At 73.1% G+C, this 17,053-nt stretch carries 19 protein-coding genes; all 19 read left to right on the top strand.

Going from position 1 to position 17,053, the window contains the following annotated elements; genetic code table 11:
- Nucleotides 1-117: 117 nt before the first annotated feature.
- Nucleotides 118-528, top strand: coding sequence for a 6-carboxytetrahydropterin synthase (locus AB0C59_RS16820; RefSeq protein WP_331724584.1), 411 nt, complete (start codon nucleotides 118-120; stop codon nucleotides 526-528).
- Nucleotides 525-1,259 carry a 7-carboxy-7-deazaguanine synthase QueE gene (locus AB0C59_RS16815; protein WP_363005112.1) on the top strand — a complete coding sequence of 245 codons (735 nt, stop codon included), beginning with the start codon at nucleotides 525-527 and terminating at the stop codon, nucleotides 1,257-1,259. The genes AB0C59_RS16820 and AB0C59_RS16815 overlap by 4 nt, the downstream gene beginning before the upstream one ends.
- Nucleotides 1,260-1,311: 52 nt before the next feature.
- Nucleotides 1,312-1,944: a GTP cyclohydrolase I FolE gene (gene folE / locus AB0C59_RS16810; RefSeq protein ID WP_363005110.1), complete on the top strand. Its 633-nt coding sequence runs from the start codon at nucleotides 1,312-1,314 to the stop codon at nucleotides 1,942-1,944.
- 38 nt (nucleotides 1,945-1,982) lie between these two features.
- Entirely contained in the window at nucleotides 1,983-3,806 is a 1,824-nt protein-coding gene (locus AB0C59_RS16805; protein ID WP_363005108.1) for a non-ribosomal peptide synthetase, read from the top strand.
- Nucleotides 3,803-4,453, top strand: coding sequence for an HAD family phosphatase (locus tag AB0C59_RS16800; RefSeq protein WP_363005106.1), 651 nt, complete (start codon nucleotides 3,803-3,805; stop codon nucleotides 4,451-4,453). The genes AB0C59_RS16805 and AB0C59_RS16800 overlap by 4 nt, the downstream gene beginning before the upstream one ends.
- Complete coding sequence (locus tag AB0C59_RS16795; protein WP_363005104.1) at nucleotides 4,450-6,504, top strand: hypothetical protein; 2,055 nt, start codon at nucleotides 4,450-4,452, stop codon at nucleotides 6,502-6,504. The genes AB0C59_RS16800 and AB0C59_RS16795 overlap by 4 nt, the downstream gene beginning before the upstream one ends.
- A complete protein-coding gene (locus AB0C59_RS16790; protein ID WP_363005102.1) occupies nucleotides 6,501-7,112 on the top strand; it encodes a phosphoribosyltransferase family protein in 612 nt (203 codons plus the stop codon). The genes AB0C59_RS16795 and AB0C59_RS16790 overlap by 4 nt, the downstream gene beginning before the upstream one ends.
- Before the next feature lie 14 nt (nucleotides 7,113-7,126).
- On the top strand, nucleotides 7,127-7,831 hold the full coding sequence (locus AB0C59_RS16785; RefSeq protein WP_363005100.1) for a 7-cyano-7-deazaguanine synthase: 705 nt from the start codon (nucleotides 7,127-7,129) through the stop codon (nucleotides 7,829-7,831).
- A 77-nt stretch (nucleotides 7,832-7,908) separates the two neighbouring features.
- On the top strand, nucleotides 7,909-8,736 hold the full coding sequence (locus AB0C59_RS16780) for a TIM barrel protein (RefSeq protein WP_363005098.1): 828 nt from the start codon (nucleotides 7,909-7,911) through the stop codon (nucleotides 8,734-8,736).
- A gap of 43 nt (nucleotides 8,737-8,779) precedes the next feature.
- The gene (locus AB0C59_RS16775; protein WP_363005096.1) at nucleotides 8,780-9,619 is read left to right on the top strand and encodes a hypothetical protein; all 840 of its coding nucleotides are present in this window, start codon (nucleotides 8,780-8,782) and stop codon (nucleotides 9,617-9,619) included.
- A gap of 7 nt (nucleotides 9,620-9,626) precedes the next feature.
- Nucleotides 9,627-10,331 carry a ribulose-phosphate 3-epimerase gene (locus tag AB0C59_RS16770; protein ID WP_363005094.1) on the top strand — a complete coding sequence of 235 codons (705 nt, stop codon included), beginning with the start codon at nucleotides 9,627-9,629 and terminating at the stop codon, nucleotides 10,329-10,331.
- The gene (locus tag AB0C59_RS16765; RefSeq protein ID WP_363005092.1) at nucleotides 10,328-11,116 is read left to right on the top strand and encodes an HAD family hydrolase; all 789 of its coding nucleotides are present in this window, start codon (nucleotides 10,328-10,330) and stop codon (nucleotides 11,114-11,116) included. Before AB0C59_RS16770 ends, AB0C59_RS16765 begins: the two co-directional genes overlap by 4 nt.
- Nucleotides 11,109-11,942: a hypothetical protein gene (locus AB0C59_RS16760; RefSeq protein ID WP_363005090.1), complete on the top strand. Its 834-nt coding sequence runs from the start codon at nucleotides 11,109-11,111 to the stop codon at nucleotides 11,940-11,942. Before AB0C59_RS16765 ends, AB0C59_RS16760 begins: the two co-directional genes overlap by 8 nt.
- On the top strand, nucleotides 11,939-13,078 hold the full coding sequence (locus tag AB0C59_RS16755; RefSeq protein WP_363005088.1) for a hypothetical protein: 1,140 nt from the start codon (nucleotides 11,939-11,941) through the stop codon (nucleotides 13,076-13,078). Before AB0C59_RS16760 ends, AB0C59_RS16755 begins: the two co-directional genes overlap by 4 nt.
- Nucleotides 13,075-13,974, top strand: a complete 900-nt coding sequence (locus tag AB0C59_RS16750) for a nucleotidyltransferase family protein (protein ID WP_363005086.1) — start codon at nucleotides 13,075-13,077, stop codon at nucleotides 13,972-13,974. The genes AB0C59_RS16755 and AB0C59_RS16750 overlap by 4 nt, the downstream gene beginning before the upstream one ends.
- Nucleotides 13,971-14,540: an AAA family ATPase gene (locus AB0C59_RS16745; RefSeq protein WP_363005084.1), complete on the top strand. Its 570-nt coding sequence runs from the start codon at nucleotides 13,971-13,973 to the stop codon at nucleotides 14,538-14,540. The genes AB0C59_RS16750 and AB0C59_RS16745 overlap by 4 nt, the downstream gene beginning before the upstream one ends.
- Nucleotides 14,537-15,367, top strand: coding sequence for an inositol monophosphatase (locus AB0C59_RS16740; protein WP_363005082.1), 831 nt, complete (start codon nucleotides 14,537-14,539; stop codon nucleotides 15,365-15,367). Before AB0C59_RS16745 ends, AB0C59_RS16740 begins: the two co-directional genes overlap by 4 nt.
- Nucleotides 15,361-16,038 carry a dTMP kinase gene (locus tag AB0C59_RS16735; protein ID WP_363005080.1) on the top strand — a complete coding sequence of 226 codons (678 nt, stop codon included), beginning with the start codon at nucleotides 15,361-15,363 and terminating at the stop codon, nucleotides 16,036-16,038. Before AB0C59_RS16740 ends, AB0C59_RS16735 begins: the two co-directional genes overlap by 7 nt.
- A gap of 58 nt (nucleotides 16,039-16,096) precedes the next feature.
- Nucleotides 16,097-17,053 (top strand): aminoglycoside phosphotransferase family protein, encoded by a 957-nt coding sequence (locus AB0C59_RS16730; RefSeq protein ID WP_363005078.1) that lies wholly within the window; start codon nucleotides 16,097-16,099, stop codon nucleotides 17,051-17,053.

The raw sequence follows: 17,053 nt of genomic DNA, 5'->3' as shown, positions 1-17,053 counted from the left end.
CGGCTCCGCGTCTTCACGGCGTCCCTGTGCGCCAGAGCCCGCCACTGCTGGACCTGGCTCTGTGGGAATTCCTCTGGCGGCTGGAGCCGCCCACCACGCGACTCACGAAGGGTGATCATGGACCTCGGTTCCGTTCCGCTTCCGACCGGTGGCTTCACCATCGGCAAGAAGTTCGACTTCGAGGCCGGGCACTGCCTCCCCGGGCTGCCGCCTGACCACAAGTGCGCGCGCCAGCACGGCCACAGCTACGAGGTGGAGATCGTCTTGACCGCCTCCACGCTGGAGGAGCCCGGCTTCGTCACGGACTTCGGCGCGCTCGCCCCGTTCAAGAAGTTCCTGGACGCCGAGCTGGACCACCACAACCTGCACGAGATCCTGCCCTTCGAGCCGACCTCCGAGCGGCTGGCCCAGTTCCTCGCCGGCTGGTTCATCCAGAACGTTCAGCCGACGATCCCCGGCCGCCTGGTCGCCGTCGTCGTCCGCGAGACGTCGCGCAGCTGGGCCCGCTTCGATGTGGCCGCCCAGTGACCACCTCCAGGCCGGTCGGCATCGACCTGACCGCGGTGCATCTGATCGTGGCGGAGCGCTTCGGCGTCGAGGTTCCGACCTTCCAGGGCGAGGGCCCGAGCGGTGGTCACCCCGCCCTGTTCATCCGCCTGTCCCGGTGCAACCTCAGCTGCACCAAGTGCGACACGAAGTACACGTGGGACTGGTCCCAGTTCGACCCCCGCAAGGAAGCGACGAAGCAGACGGTGGCCGACCTCGTGACCTGGGCCACGTCCTCGCCGGTAGAGCTGGTCGTGATCACCGGCGGGGAGCCGCTGCTCCAGCAGGTGAGCCTGGTGCCGCTCGTCCAGACGCTGCTGTCCGCCGGGAAGCGGGTGGAGTTCGAGACGAACGGCACCATCGCGCCGGTGCCCGAGCTGCTGGTCGACGGGGCCCGCTTCAACGTTTCGCCCAAGATCGCCAGCTTCGGCATGGACGAGGCGAAGAGCGTGGTGCCCGCCGCGCTGGAGGCGTTCGTGGCGTCCGGGAGGGCGGCCTTCAAGTTCGTCGCGTCTTCAGCGGGCGACCTCGACCGTATCGCCGAGCTCGCCGACTCCTACCGGCTCGCGCCGGTGTGGGTGATGCCCGAGGGCACCACCGCCGACGCGATCACGGCGACGACCCGGGTTCTCGCGGACGCGGTCGCGGCCCGGCGCTGGCACTTCACCACCCGGCTGCACGTGCTCGCCTTCGCAGACGCACGAGGCCGCTGATCTGCCCGTTCCGTCCCCTCCGTTCCCCAGTCCCTGGAAGCGAGAGAAGCCCATGACGACCTCCACGGCCGGCCCCGAGACCCCTCTGGGCGCCGCCCTCCCCCTTCCCGGTCGGCCCGCCGGAAACGTCGACACCGCCCGGGTCGCCGACCTGATCTCCCAGCTCCTGATCGAGCTGGGCGAGGATCCCGCCCGCGAGGGGCTCATCGGCACCCCGGAGCGTGTCGCGGCCTGGTGGAGCGACTTCCTGTCCCCGGACGACGCCACGTCGGTCACCTGCTTCAGCGAGGCCCTGCTGAGCGACCAGCTGGTCATCGTGGGCGGCATGAGCGTGTGGGCGCTCTGCGAGCACCACATGCTGCCCATGAACTTGGAGGTCACGGCGGGATATGTGCCCGACGGCGAGGTGGTTGGCCTGTCGAAGTTCGGACGTATCGCCGCACACTTCGCGGGGCGTCTCCAGGTCCAGGAACGCTTCACCAAGCAGGTCGCCGAGTACCTCACCGGCGTGATCGGGCGCAAGGACGTCGCCGTCGCCGTACGCGGGCTGCACCTGTGCATGAGCATGCGCGGCGTACGGATGGAGGCCGCCCGCACCACCACGCTGCACACCGGAGGCCGGTTCGGCACCGACCCGGTGCTCAACCAGCAGTTCCTCGCCGCGGCCCAGTGGAACGCGGCCTGAACGCGAACCGGCAAGCAGACCAGGAAGGAGGTGAGCTGATGTCCACGTCACCGGCTGCGGAAGACACACTTCCGCGCGCCGAGACTCCGACCGGCCCTACGGCAGGCTCCGTGCTGTCCGCGGTCGCCGGGCAGGTTGAGGCCCGCGGCCACGCCTGCGCTGTGCGCTCGGCGGACGAGAGGGTGACCTACGGGGAGCTGTGGGAGCGGGCGGGGCGGGTGGCCGCCGTCGTCTCGGCCGCCGCCCGTGACGGCGGAGAGCTGCGGGTCGCGATCGGCTTGGCGCCGGGCGCCGACTGGGTGGGATGCCTGCTGGGCATCTGGCGGGCCGGGGCGGCGGCGGTGCCGGTCAACCTCGACCACCCGCCGGCCCGGCTCCGCCTGCTGGCCGGCAGCGCGGACCTCCTGGTCCACAGCGGCGGGGCGATTCCGAGCTGGTGGCCCGAGGACATACCGGCCGTCACCTTCCCGGAGGCGGGTCACCTGCCCGGACCGCGCGCGGAGTACGCCTCGACTGCCAGCAGCCGGACCGCGTGCATCCTGCACACCTCCGGTTCGACGGGCGCACCGAAACCCGTGGTGCTCCCCCACAGCGGACTGGCCCACCGGATCACCGCCTTCGCCGATCTGTACCGGATCACGGCGGAGGACCGGATCGCGCAGTTGGCCGCGGCCTCGGTCGACGTCGTGCTCTGGGAGACCCTGCTGACCCTGACCATCGGCGGAACCCTGTCCGTTCCCCACGGCCGTCAGCGGGTCCCCGGGATCGGACTGGTCCGGTGGCTCGCCGCAGAGCAGGTCACCGTGGCCACGCTGACCCCGACCATGCTCGCGGCCTTACCGGAGGTGACGCTGCCCGAGCTGCGGCTGCTCGTCGTCGGCGGCGAGGCGCTGGACCCGGCCCGCTTCGCCTACTGGATCGGCCGGCACCAGGTCGCCAACGCGTACGGTCCGACCGAGGCGACCATCGCGACCCACGTCGCACCTCACATCACGGCCGACGACCAGCCCGCTCCGCTCGGCCGGCCGGTGCCCGGGGTGGAGGACTTCCTCCTCGACGAGCACGACCAGCCCGTGCCCGACGGGCAGCCCGGTCACCTGCACCTCGCGGGTGTCGGACTGGCCGACGGTTACGCGGGCCTGCCCGACCGTACGGCCCACGCCTTCCCCACGCTCACGATCGGCGGCCGGGCGGTACGCGTGTACCGGACCGGCGACCGGGCGTGGCGGCGCCCGGACGGACAGCTGGTGTATGCGGGCCGGATCGACCGGCAGCTCAACCTCGGCGGCGTGCGCCTGGAGCCGGAGGAAGTCGAAGCCGCCGCGCTGGCCCTCGACGGCGTGACCGCGGCGGCGGCGCTCGCCGAGCCGGCCGAGGGCCGGGACGTCCTCGCCCTGCACGCGGCTGTCCCCGGCGGCCGGGTCACCGAGGCCGCACTGCGCGCGCACCTGGCCGGCCTGCTTCCCTCGACGGCCGTCCCCGCCCGCATCCACCTTCACCCCTCGCTCCCGCTGACCGGGTACGGCAAACCCGATGTGCAGGCGATCGCCGCCCTGGCCTTCCCCGGCGCCGATCCGGCCGCCGAGCCGGACAAGAGCGCCCCGGCAGCAGCCGCGGACGGCCCGCCCGTGGAGCTGCCGGACACGGTCCGGGTCTGGTGGCGGCAAGCCACCGGCGCCGAACCGGCCACCGCGACGACCGACTTCTTCTCCTGCGGCGGGGACTCCCTGGCGTGCGTGGAGCTCCTGCACCGCATCAACGAGACCTTCGGTCTCGAGATCCCGCTCACGCACTTCACCGCCCAGCCGACGCCCGCGTTCCTCGCCCGCGCGCTGGCCTTAACCGCCCGGGAGCCGTCATGAGCACGCGCGTGAGCGCCGCCCTGTTCGACCTGGGCGGAGTACTTCTGCACTTCCGCGGAAACGGCCGCGCCGAAGCGGAGAAGGCGGTCGGCCTGCCGCCGGGCACGCTGCGCCGCATCGCCTACAAGGATGCGTTCGCGCTGGCCAACTACGGCGTCTACACCCACCAGGACTGGCTGGAGGCCGTCCGGGGCGAACTCGTGGCCGAGTTCGGTCCCGATGCGGGGGCCGCCGTGGAGGTGTGGGCGCAGGATCCCGGGGAGTTGGACGAGGACGCGGTGGCCGTCCTCAAGGCCGTCCGCGCCCAGGGCATCCCCGTCGGCATCTTCACCAACAACACCAGCGGGCTGGAGGCGGATCTGGCCCGTCTCGGGTTCGACGCGTTCGACACGTTGATCAACTCGGCGGACCTCGGCGTGATCAAGCCCTCCCCGGTGGCCTACCGGCTGGCCATCGAGGCCATGGGCGTGGCCGCCGGAGAGATCTTCTTCGCCGACGACAACCCCACCAATGTCATCGCCGCCCGGCATGTCGGGCTGCACGCGGTCGACTTCCTCTCCGTCCCCGGGCTCATTGCCGACCTCGCCGCATGCGGCATCACCCTGCCCGCACCCACGCCGGACACGAAGGGAGAACACTGCGGATGACCACCCCCGACCCGATCACGGACCCAGAGCTGCCCAACGGATTCTGCTGGGCCGACGATCTCACCGCATGGGGCGAGCACCTGGACGACGGGCGGATCGCGCTGCTGCGGCCGGCCGACCCGCAGCGGGCCGCCCGCTGGGCGAACGTGGCCGCCTTCTACGGCGCGCAGCCGCCCCTCGCCCCCGCACCCGGCCCGGCCGGTGAACGCCTCGTGGTCGGCGTCGGCTCGGCCAGCCCGCTCGCCCGGCGCGCCGCCCGCGTCCTGGGCCGCGGCTTCGTACCGGTCGACGAGCTGAGCGGCGCCGGCACGGTGCCGGTCTCGGACGGCGGCAGCGTGCTGCTCACCGCTCCGGCCAGCGAATGCTCCCTGGCCGCTCTGACTCCTCTCCTGCACACCTGGTCCGAGCGCTCGGTACGCGTGGGGCTGCTGACCGGCATCGACCTTCCGGGCGTCGCCTTCTCGCTCGCCAAGATCCTGGCCGCCCGAACCCCGCAGTCCGAGGAGCCCGATGTACTGCTGGACGGGCTCACCGGCACCGCCCGCACCGGGCGGCACCTCGACGAGCGCACCGCCCTGGACACCGCCGTCGGCGGCCGGTGGCGCTCCGCCGTGGTGGAGGCCCATGGCTCCGGATCGCACGCTCTCCTCGGCCCCTACAGCGTGTGCGGGCTGACCGGGGATCGGGAACTCGCTGTCTCGGGCGAGCCGGTGCCGGGCGGCTGCACCCCGGAGCGGTGCCGGGCGGGCGGCGCGCTCACCCCGCTGCTGCTGCGTGACCTGGCGTGCCGGACGCTCGCGCTGTTCGTGTGCACCGCGCTCATCCTCGACCCGCACGAGCACTACCCCTCCAGCGTGTCCCTCGCCCACGCCGCCCTGGAAGGGCATCCGGCCGCGGTGATCGGGATGGTGCACCAGGACCTGCCCGTGCACGCCGAGCCGCGCCTGACCGGCCGGCTGCTCGCCGCCGCCCGCCCGGCCGGTGCCGTCACCGCCGACCTCAACGACACCGCAGGGCGGGCCAGCGGATACCTGCTGCTCGGTGACCCCGAACAGACCTGCGCTCTACCGCCCGCGCCCGGCACAGCGCCGGTCCTCACCCCCTGGCCCGGCCGGCGGCCGGCCTTCCTCACCCTCCCCGGCCCCGGCGGGCCGCCGGGGCTGCTGACCCGGGACGGGATCTGGCACGAACCCGAGGACCTGGTGGCCGTCGCCGACGGGCACAGGGCGGCGCTCGGGCTGCGTACGGAACTGACCGGCTGGCTGACCTCCCTCGACGCCGGCGCTCTGTTCGAGGACAACCTGCGCGCCTGGGCCATGGCGGCCGACCGCCCCAAGACCCGCGTAGTCGAAGGGCTCAAGGTGATGCGGCGTCATCGCGAAGCCGCCCGGGAGAGCGCCCTCGCCGCGCTGCACCTCGTCCAGAAGTCGCTGCGCGCCGGGTACGGTCCCCTACCCGGCCTGCCCGATGCGCTCGACCGGCACGCCACCGGCTGGGCCAAGGCCCTGTCCGAGATGAGCGAGCACTCCCGCTTCGGCATGCTCGACCAGTTCACCGACGCCGCGACCGCCGCCCACACCCCGGCCCACGGGCCGACGGGCGCCGACCGGTGCGGATACTGCCGCGGCCCGCTGGAACGGACCGTGTGGTCCGGGCCCGCGCCTGGTGCCGTGGAGCGGATCCGCATGGCCTGCCCGCGCTGCGGCCTGGTGGCAGACCGTCCCACCACGCCCGCCCACACGGCCGTCCGCCTTCACACGCCGAACGAGCTCGTACCCGGCCAGGCCCTCAGGGTCACCGTGGACCTGCCCGGGACGGCGCCGGGGGTGTGGCTGACCGTGCAGCTGCGTGACCGCGGCCGGCACGCTCTCGCCGCCCACCACCTCCCCGGCGCCGTCGGCGCGGCCGAGGTGGAGATGACCGTCCCCGCCAAGGTTCAGCCCGAGGTCCACCGCGTCTGGGCCCTGATCGTCGACCGCTTCCTGCCCGCCTGGCACCAGGTCCGCGTGCCCAGCACGCCGGGCGTCCACCCTGAGGAGCAGCTTCCGTGACCACCACAACCATCCCGCCCGTCACCACACCGGCGCCCATACGGCTGGCCTGGAGCGGTATCGAGGCGTTCACCCGCGACCTCGCCGAGCAGGCGAGCGGCGACGGCCTGCCGGAAACCGTCGTCGGGATCATGCGCGGCGGCATGATCCCGGCCGTGATGATCGCCCATCAGCTCGGCATCCGCGATGTCCGGACGATCGAGGTCACGCACACCGAGACGGACGGCGTCAACGCGGCCAAGACCAGCACCCCGGCCACCAAGAACCCCGCCTCGCTCGGCGATCTGGCCGGGCGGGACGTCCTGCTGGTCGACGACATCGCCGGCAGCGGAGCGACGCTGGAGCGCACCCGCCGGATGGTCGAGGCGCTCGGCGTCCGGCGGCTGCGCACGGCGGTGCTGACCGTCAACCGCTCCAACTGGCCCGGCCCGGCCGCCCCCGAGGAGCGCATCGACTACATCGCCGAGCACACCGACACCTGGGTGATCTTCCCCTGGGAGACGGAGAAGGGGCCGAAGGCCCCCGCCCCCGCGACCACCCCGACGGCCGGAGACGACCCGGTGCCCGAACAGGGCGCGGCCTCCCCGTCCGAACGCGACCAGGGCTGAAAGGGGAAGACCCGATGAGCGACGAGGGCAAGTCGATCCTTCTGTACTCCGCCGGCCTGGACTCCTTCCCGGCCTGGCACTACCTGGGCAAACCGCCCGCGGTGTACTTCGACATCCGCCACCACTTCCGCGAAGCCGAGCTGGAGTGCGTTCGTGAGCTCGCCGAGCGGTGCGGCATCGACCTCACGGTCAGCACCGCGCTGGACCTGTCCGCCTGGGACACCCGCCCGCTCATCCCGTTCCGCAACATCTACTTCGCGATGCTCGCCTCCAACTACGAGGCGGACACCATCTGGTGCGTCGGCGTCAGGGGTGACCACACGCTCGACAAGAGCCCCGACGCCTTCGCGCGTATGAGCGAAGTCCTCTCGGAGTTCGCCGGCCGCCCGATCAAGGTCGACAGCCCGTTCTGGGACATGACCAAGACCGACGTCGTGCGCTGGTACGTCGAGGCCGGCCTGCCCGTACGAGACCTGCTGGACACCCTGTCCTGCTTCGAACCGAGCGGGCGGCGCGTGCACTGCGGGCGCTGCTCCAGCTGCCTTCGCCGCTGGATCGCCCTGGCCAACAACCAGATCACCGGCGAGTTCGCCGCCAACCCATGGGAGTGGGAGCGCGTGCAGAGCTACTACCTGCGGGCCATGCGCGATGGCACCTACCCCGAGCACCGGGCCGAGGAGTTCTTCGCCGCCCTCAAGACGGTCGGCGCCCCGACCTGACCGCAAAGCTCGCCCATCCCTTCCCCCAGACCTGCACGGCGGCTCGCCGTGCAACCACCGGACGGAGACCGACCACGATGAACACCGGCACCCTGAACTTCGCCGCGAACCTGTCCATGCTCTACGGCCACCTGCCGCTCCTTCAGCGCCCCGCTGCCGCGGCCGCCGCCGGATTCACGGCCGCCGAGATCTGGTGGCCCTTCGACTCCCCCGTTCCGGCCGACCGCGACGTCGACGCCCTGGCCCGCGCCCTGAGCGACGCCGGCCTGCAGATGGTCGCGATGAACTTCATCGAGGGCGACATGCGCGCCGGTGACCGCGGGCTGCTGTCCGTCCCCGGGCGCGCGGCCGAGTTCCGCGACAGCATCGACACCACCGTCGCCTTCGCCGACCGGACCGGCTGCCGCGTCCTGAACGCCCTCTACGGCAACCGGCAGTCGGACACCGACCCCGGCGCCCAGGACGAGCTTGCCCTGGAGAGCCTGGTCCTGGCGGCCCGCGCCGCCCACCAGGTGGGGGCGTCGGTCGTCCTGGAGACCATCAGCCGCCAGGAGGCCCCCGACTACCCGCTCGGCAACGCCGACGCGACGGTCGCCATGGCCGACCGCGTGAACGACGCCTCTGGCCTGTCGAACACCGGGTTCCTGTGCGACCTGTACCACCACGGCCGCAACGGTGAGGACATCCCCGACCTGCTGAAGCGCCACGCCAGGCGCATCGTGCACTTCCAGATCGCGGATACCCCCGGACGCGGGCGCCCCGGCTCTGGGGTCCTCGACTACCCGGACTTCTTCTCGCGCATCGACGCCTCCGGCTACGACGGCTGGATCGGCCTGGAGTACGAGCCGACCCGCGACCCGGCCGTCGACTTCGACTGGCTGCCCTCCCTGACCGCCAGCGGCTGACCCCACCGCATCCCGTCCATCAACCACTCGGAGAGGAGACCCGATGCGCCCCGGCACGCAAGGCAGCACCGTCGGCCCCCCGCACCATGCCGCCCCCGCCACACTGGCCGGCCCGCCCGGCCCGTCCGCCGGCCGCGCCCCCGTGTGGCGGCTCGACGGCCCGCGCGGGCTCCTGGTCAGCACCGAAGGAGTCTGGGGCGCGGGCAAGACCACGACCGCCGAACTGGCCGGGGAACAGCTGCGGGCCACGGGCTTCACGGTGGCCGTCCTCCACTACGGGCCCCGCCCCGGCACGATCGGCCGGCTCTCCGAGGTCCTCGAAGCCCAGCCCCTGCGCTCCCGCACCGGCGCCGGCGGCTACGCACACGCCCACCACGCCACCGTCGACGTCCTGCTGCGCCTGTGCCGCGAAGCCCACCAGCACCAAACGTTCTACGAGCCGGCCCTGGCCGAGCACGACGTCGTCATCATCGACCACGGCGTCTACTCCAAGATCGCCTGGGCGCTGACCGTCCTGACCGAGACCCACCCCGACCCGCCCGCCGACGAGACCCTGCAGCGTCTACTCGACATCGTGGCGCCCTGGTTCCTCCACCCCGACCTGGCCGTCTTCCTCAACACCCCCTGGCCGCTGGCCCGCGAACGCGCCATCGCCCGCGGCCGGGGAGGCGGCAACCCCGCCGCGATCGAGCGCCTGCTGTTCCTCCCCCGCTACTCGACGGCCTACCGGCGGGTGCTCGACGCCCACCACCCCCGCGTCCTGCCCATCCGGGTGGACCTGCGCGAAGCACCGGAGGTGGCCGCCGAGATGGCCGCCGCGATCACCGGCCAGCTCTGCGCACCGCTGCCCGCAGCACCCGTCCCCGCTACCTCGACGAGATGAGTGCCCTGTGTCCTTCCTGACCGACCGCCCGCGCGAGCGGACGATCATCGACGCCTCCTTGTGGTCCGCCGACCTGGGCGCGCTGACCGCCGAGGTCGAGCGGATCGGCCCGTACGCCGACTCCTTCCACATCGACGCCTCCGACATCTCCTTCACCCCCGACGCGATCTTCTTCCCCGACCTGGTCCGTACCCTGCGCCCCCGCACCGAGGTTCCGTTCCACGTCCACCTGATGGCGCACCGTCCGGCCGAGCTGGCCGCGGCGTTCGCCGACGCCGGCGCGAACCTGATCACCGTCCACGCCGAAGCCGACGGAGCGCTGGAGGCGATCACCCGCATCCGTGCCGGAGGCCAGGCGGCCGGCCTCGCGCTCACCCTGGACCTGGCCCCCGAGCACGTCGAGGACCTCCTCGAATCCGTCGACGCCGTCACCATGGTGGGCACCCCGCTGGGTACCAAGGGCACCGGCATGGTCCCCGAGGCCCTGGACCGCATGCGGGTCATCCGCCAGATCCTCGACCGGCGCGGCACGGACATCCCCCTCCTGGCCGACGGCGGGATCCGCGAGCACACGGTGCCCGACCTCGTCGCCGCCGGTGCCACCGGCGTCGTGGCGGGCTCGCTGCTCTTCGGCAGCGACGACCCGGCCGCGACCGCCGCGTGGATCCGCAGCCAGCCCACCTCCACGTGTCCGCACGGAGATGCCCGGTGACCGGCTCCGTGCTGCCCCTGGCGGGGTGGACGGTCAGCCTCGACCTGTGGGGCACCCTCATCACCCACGGGGACCGGAAGGCCGCGGACGCCTGGCGGATCATGGAGTTCGACCGCGTCCTTCACGCCTACGGCCACCACCCGGCGCCGGAGCAGCTGAGCGAGATCGTGGGCCGCACCCGGGCCGAGGCGGCGCACCAGCAGCGGACGGCCGGAGCGCAGCCCGGCGTCGAGGCTCAGGTCGGGGCGGTGCTCGACGAGCTCGGCATCGACTGGGATGCGCCCGATCTGCTGAAGCTGCTGCTCGCGGTGCACACGCACGCGGTGCTGCGGGCCTGCCCGCAGCCGATCCCCGGGGCGCGCGAGGCCCTGGACGCGATCAAGGCCGCGGGAGGGCGCCTGGTGCTGACGTCCAACACCCTGGCCACGCCGTCGGACGTCCACCGGCTGCTGCTGTCCGATCTCGGCCTGCTCGACCGGTTCGACGACCTGCTGTTCTCCGGCGACTTGGGAGTGGCCAAGCCCCGACCCGAGGTGTTCGCCACCGTCGCCGAGCGGGCCGTCATGCCGCCCGGTCGCGTCGTCCACGTCGGCGACGACCTGCTCACCGATGTGGACGGTGCCCTGGTCGCCGGATGCCGGGCCATCCACTACAACCCCCGCCGCGAGGCCGCCCGGCCCCCCGTCCCCGACTTCGCCGATCTCGCCGATTTGCCGGACCTGCTGGTCTCCTCGTGCAGCGCGGCCGCCGCAGAGCTGATCTCACGGAGTGTTTCCCATGACTGACCTGGCCACCGGCCCCGGCCCCGCCGCGGGCACGGCCCTCCTGAGCGCCGCGGGCGACGGAGTGGACCGGCACCTGTCCGACCTGCTGGCCACCGCGGCGAACGGGGCGCCGGCCTGCTACCTGGCCGACCCCGGCGCCGCCCGCGCCGCCTGCGAGGGAGGGAGTGACCCGGTGCTCTACACCGCGCACCGCGACATCCTCCCGCCCACCCGGGCCCTGGGCGCCGAGTGGTTCGCCGACCTCTGCGTCTATCGGCCCGGCCGGCTGCCCGGCGGCGAACTCAACCGCTCGATCGGCCACTGGAACACCCCGGCCCAGCTCGAGGTGTTCGAGGTCCTGTCCGGGCGCGTGCTGATGATCACCGCCTGGCACGACCCGTCCGGCACCCCGGTGCTGAACTGGCAGGCGTGCGGGCCCGGCGACCTGGTCGCCGTGCCGTTCGGGGCCTGGCACCAGACCTCGGTCCTGGACGGCCCCGCCACCGTGTTCAACATCTACACCGACCTGCCCGGCACCGAGCAGCAACACACCAGCCGGCACGCCGCCCAGCACGCCGAGGTCAAGTACCGCTCCAGCGCACCGGTGGAGATCACCGCGATCCGGGCCGGGACCGGCTTCACCCTCACCGGGTCCCGGCGCGGCCGCGACCACTGGGGGCGCGGTGTGCGGGCCGTCGAGCCGGCGTGGTTGCGCGAGGCGGTCGGCCCCAACGGCCTCGTCGCCCTCCACACCTCCGCCTGCGCCGACCGGATGTCCCGGCTGGTGGACGCGGCCCGCACGCACCTGCCCCAGGCGCAGCCCCGGCCGGAAGGAGACCGCCCGTGACGGCCCCCACCAACGACCAGGTCCCCGCCCGGCAGCCGGGCCGTCTCTGGGAGACCACGTTCACTCAGGCCGAGGCCAGCGTCTGCCTGCGCACCAACTCGAAGGCCGCCTTCACCCACGCCACGGGCACCCTGTACGCCTACGAGCAGACCGGCCCGGCCTTCGCGCACTGGCAGATCAACCTCCTGGTCGACGGCGGCCCGGCGTACGAAGAGGTCGAGGGCTTCACCGACGCTCCCACGGTCGAGATCGGGCCCCGCCTTACGGCCGCCGTCCTCGCGCGGCCCGGCGGCCGCGCCTTCTGGGTGGAGGCGCTGCACACCCTGATCGTGACCGACACCCAGCAGGCGACGATCACCGTGCGCTGCGCGAAGGAGGCGGCGGCGCTGCACTGGGCGGCGCGGCTGCCCCGGCAGGCCATCACCGCCCAGCTCCTGGAGAACGGCGCGGTCTACGCGCACACCGCGGCCTTCTCTCTGGGCGGGCGCGGCGTCGTCATCGCCGGACACCGCGGCCGCGGCAAGACCACCACCCTGCTCGCCGGCCTCCACCGCCTCGGCGCCAACTACGTCACCAACGACCGGCTGCTGCTGCGCGCCGAGGAGGAGGGCGGGCTCGCCGGGTACGTGTGGCCCGCGCGGCTGCGGGCCGGCATCGGCACACTGGCCGCCCTGCCGCACCTGGCCGGTCTCGTCCCCGAAGCCCAGCGCACAGTGCCCGCCGAACAGCGGTGGTCGAGCCGGCCCAAGGTGCCCATCGAGCCGTGGGACTTCGACCGGCTGCTGTCCGGCGACGGCCAGGTCCTCGGCTCGGTCCGCCCGGCCATGCTGCTCTTCCCCCGGCTCGACCTCGAGCGGACCACGGTGAGCGCCGAGCCGGTCGCGGGCGCCGAGGCCCGCGACGAGCTGCTGCACACACGCCTGTTCATGACCGACCCCGGCTGCGGGCCCAGCTCCCACATCAACCACTGGCTCTGGCCCGCACCCGACCCGGCCATCACCGACGGCAACCTGAGCTGCGTGGTCGACGCCCTGGCCGAACTGCCCTGCTACCGGATCCACGCCGGTGCCGACCCGGCCGCCCTCGCCGACACCGTCGGCCGCCTCCTCGGCACTGGAGCGGAGGTACACGGGTGAACGCCCCCGCCAGGCCCACCGCTGCGACGCCGCCGCTGCCCGCGGGAGACGGGCCGGCCGCAGCGGCCCTGCGGTGGCTGTGCGATCCCCACCCGGACATCCGCCCGTCCGCGCCGGCTTCCGTCCCGCTCGGCACGGTGTTGGAGGCAGCGATCGACGCCAAGCTGGTCTGCCTGCTGGCCCACCGTCTCCTGAGCGGCCCCCCGGACGCGAGCCTTTCCCGTCCGATGCGCTCCGTCCTCGGCCAGATCGCGCGCGCCAACACGCTGCACAACCAGCTCCACCGCAACGAAGCCGTCCGAATCGTGCGGGCGCTCACCGGCCGGGACGTGCCCGTCGCGGTGCTGAACGGACTCGCGTACGACACCGCCCTGTACCCGCCCGGCGGGCTCCGGCAGTTCACCGACATCGACCTCCTGGTCGACGCCGCCGACCGGGACGCGGCCCTGGATGTGCTGGCTGAACTCGGCTTCACCCAGCCGGGCCGCGGTGCGCACACACGCCGGCGGTCCACCGGGGACGCGCTGACGCCCACTGTGAGCATCGACATCACCACCGGTCTGGGCCACACCGCCGACCCGGCGGACGTACGGGCGGCTCTTGCCCGGACCGAGGCCGCAGGCGACGGCGACGGCGGAGAGGCGTTGCCCGTGCTCGCCCAGGCGGACGCGCTGGCGCACGCTCTCGCCCGTCTCGCCGCACGCCCGCGCTGGTCCGGCCTGGCCGACGCCGCCCGCCTCGCCCTGGCCGCCCCGGACTCCTCCCACGAAGCCGCGGCGGCGGTTCCGCAGCCGCTCCGCGCAGGATGGGCGGTGCTGCACAGCCGCCTGCCCGACCTGGTTCCCGGCCCGCCGCCGGTGGCTGGCGGGCCGGGTCGAGAAGAGGTCGCCCGGTGATCGTGCAACTGGCCGGCCTGCCCGGGACCGGCAAGACCACCCTCGGTCGGGAACTGACCCGCGCGCTCGGTCCGAAGACCCTGCTGCTCGACAAGGACCGGATCCGCGACGCGCTGTTCGGCCCGCACCTGGTCGCCTACACCCGGGAACAGGACGACTTCTGCGTCCACGTCATGCACCTGACGGCCGGACGGCACCTCGGTGAACACCCGGACGGGGCCGTCGTCCTCGACGGGCGCACCTGCTCACGCCGCTACCAGGTCGAGGACGTGCAGCGGTTGGCCAAGGAGACCGGCCGGCCGCTGCGCATCATCGAATGCGTCTGCCGCGACGACGTCGCCGCCGCCCGCCTGAACCGAGACGTGCAGGCGGGCACCCACCCGGCCGCCAACCGCGACCCCGACCTCTACCGACGGCTCAAGGCCTCCGCGGAGCCGATCACCGTCCCCGCGCTGCGCCTGGACACCAGCGCCCCCGTCCCGGACTGCACCCGTACCGCCCTGGCCTACCTGATGGCCGAGCACCCGCCCACCCGAACCGTCCCGAAGGGAACCCCCACCGCATGAGCCCCGAACTCCCGGCGCTGCTCGACCTCGCCCGCTCGGTCACCGAACGGGCCGAGCAGCAGCTGCGCGACCTCACCCCGGACCTGATCACCGCCAAGGGCGACCGCGACATGGTCACCAACGTCGATCTCGCCATCGAACGCGAGGCCCGAAAGTCCCTCCTGGACGGGGCCCCCGGCATCGGATTCGTCGGCGAGGAGGAGGGCGGCGACACCGACGCCGACACCCACTGGATCATCGACCCGGTCGACGGCACCGCGAACTTCATCCGCGGCCTGCCGCTGTGCGGGATCTCCCTCGCCCTCGTCCACCACAGCGTGCCCGTCCTCGGCGTCATCCACCTGCCCCTGATCGGGCGCCGCTACTGGGCAGCCCAGGGCCTGGGCGCCTTCCGCGACGGCCAGCGCATCAGCGCCGCCGGCACCAGGACGCTGCCCGAGGCGATGATCGCCGTCGGCGACTACGGAACGGGACCCGATGGCCCCGAGCGCAACCGCGTCGCCCTCGCCATCCAGGCCCACCTCGCCGAGAAGGCCCAGCGCGTGCGCATGCTCGGGTCCGCCGCCGTGGATCTGGCCTTCGTCGCCGACGGCACCCTCGACGCCACCATCACCCTGGGCAACCACGACTGGGACATGGCCGCGGGCGTCGTCCTCGCCCGCGAGGCCGGCGCCGTCATCATGGACACCGACGGCAGCCCGCACACCCCCGACTCGCTCACCACCATCACGACGGCGCCCGGCCTGCGCGACGCCGTTCTCGACATCGTCGCGGCCACCACCACGGGCACCCCGTGGGCGGCCACAGCGGGGAGCCCGGCATGCTGATCGCGTTCGAGGGTCTTCCCGGCGCCGGGAAGACCACGCAGTCCCGGCTCCTCGCCGACCACCTCACCCGCGAGCAGGTGCCGGTCAACTACCTGCCCGACAACCTGACCCGCACCGAGGACACCCTGGGCAGCACGCTCCTGGACCTCTTCGCCAGCGGGGACCCCTTCTCCCGGCACGGCAACATCGTCACCGACACGATGCTCGCCACCGCGATCCGCACCAACACCGTCGCCACGCACATCGCCCCGGCCCTCAGCGTCGGGCAGACGGTCATCGAGGACCGCGGCATCCACACCATCCAGTCGTACAGCCTCGCCACCCTCCTGCAGAAGCACCCCGGCCGGCCTGCGGACGGCATCGGGTGGCTGCGGTCCGTCTCCGCGATGTCCGGGCCGCCGGCCGACGTGGCCGTGTGGCTGCGCCTGCCCGCCGACGAGGCCATCACCCGGGCCGCCCAGCGTGAGGGCCAGCCCTACACCGCCGAGCAGCACGCCTTCCTGCGCCATGTCCACGACGCCTACGGCCACCTCGCCGCCGACGACCCCGGTCTGGTCACCGTCGACGTCCTCGGACTCACACCTGACCAGGTCCACCAGGCCGTCGTCGACGCGATCGCCGAACGCGTCCCGATACCCGCCCCGGCCGAACACAGTTCTTCCATGCGGTAGAGCGAACCGACCCGTTCTTCCCGTACCGCCGACCACCAGACGTCACGGAGTACCCCGCATGCACCCCACGCGCCTCGCCCCGCCCGCCGAGCTCCTCACCGACCTGCGCGTCGCCCGCACCGGCAGCGAGATCCGCCTCAAGGAAGTGCTCGCCGGCCACGGCCTGCGCCCGCTCACCGGCGGCTTCCAGAACCACGTCTACGCCTGGGACGACCCCGAGGCCGGGCCCATCTGCGTCAAGCTCTACGCCAAGGGCAACCACCGCCGGCGCGTGGACCGCGAGTGGGCGGCCCTGACCCTGCTCGCCGAGCACCAGGCCGACGACGTCCCCCGCCCGCTGTGGCTCGACCAGCACGACGAGGTCCCCGCCATCGGCATGACGCTGCTGAAGGGCACGCCGCTGCTGGAGAGCCCCGACCTGGAAGCCGCCCTCAAGGGCCTGGCCCAGACCACCGAGCGCCTCCACGCCGTGCCCCTGTCCGGGCTGATGGCCGAACTGGAGCGCATCGACTCCGGCTCCCACTACATGCTGCGCCTGACCGGCAGCTGGCCCGAACTCCTCGCCGGCCACGAGGACGACCCGCTGACCGCCGACATGCGCGCCCTGCTCACCGCCTGGCACGCCAGCGGCGACGCCGAACTCGTCGACGACACCTCCGCCCCGGCCGTGCTCTCCCGAGGCGACTCCAACCTCAACAACTGGCTGCGCGACGAAGCCTCCAGCCCCTGCGTCGACTTCGAGTACAGCGGGCACAGCACCGTCCACTTCGACGCCGCCGACCTGATCGAACACATCAGCGCCCGCGAGATCCCCGACAGCACCTGGATCACGCTCCTGCCCGACCTCGGCATCACCCCCGCCAACCGCCACCTCTTCCTCGCCGCCCAGCGCACCTGTGCCCTGCGCTGGCTCGCCGTGCTGTGGAAGCAGCGGCACACCCGCGCTGACGAGTTCGCCACCCAGCACGCCCGCGTACGGCTCCTGCAGAGCCCCGACAACCCCTGGCACGGCTGA

Origin of the sequence: Streptomyces sp. NPDC048664 (genome assembly GCF_040650555.1) — a bacterium.
Classification (GTDB): Bacteria; Actinomycetota; Actinomycetes; order Streptomycetales; family Streptomycetaceae; genus Streptomyces.
This window is presented reverse-complemented; position numbering and strand designations above follow the sequence as displayed.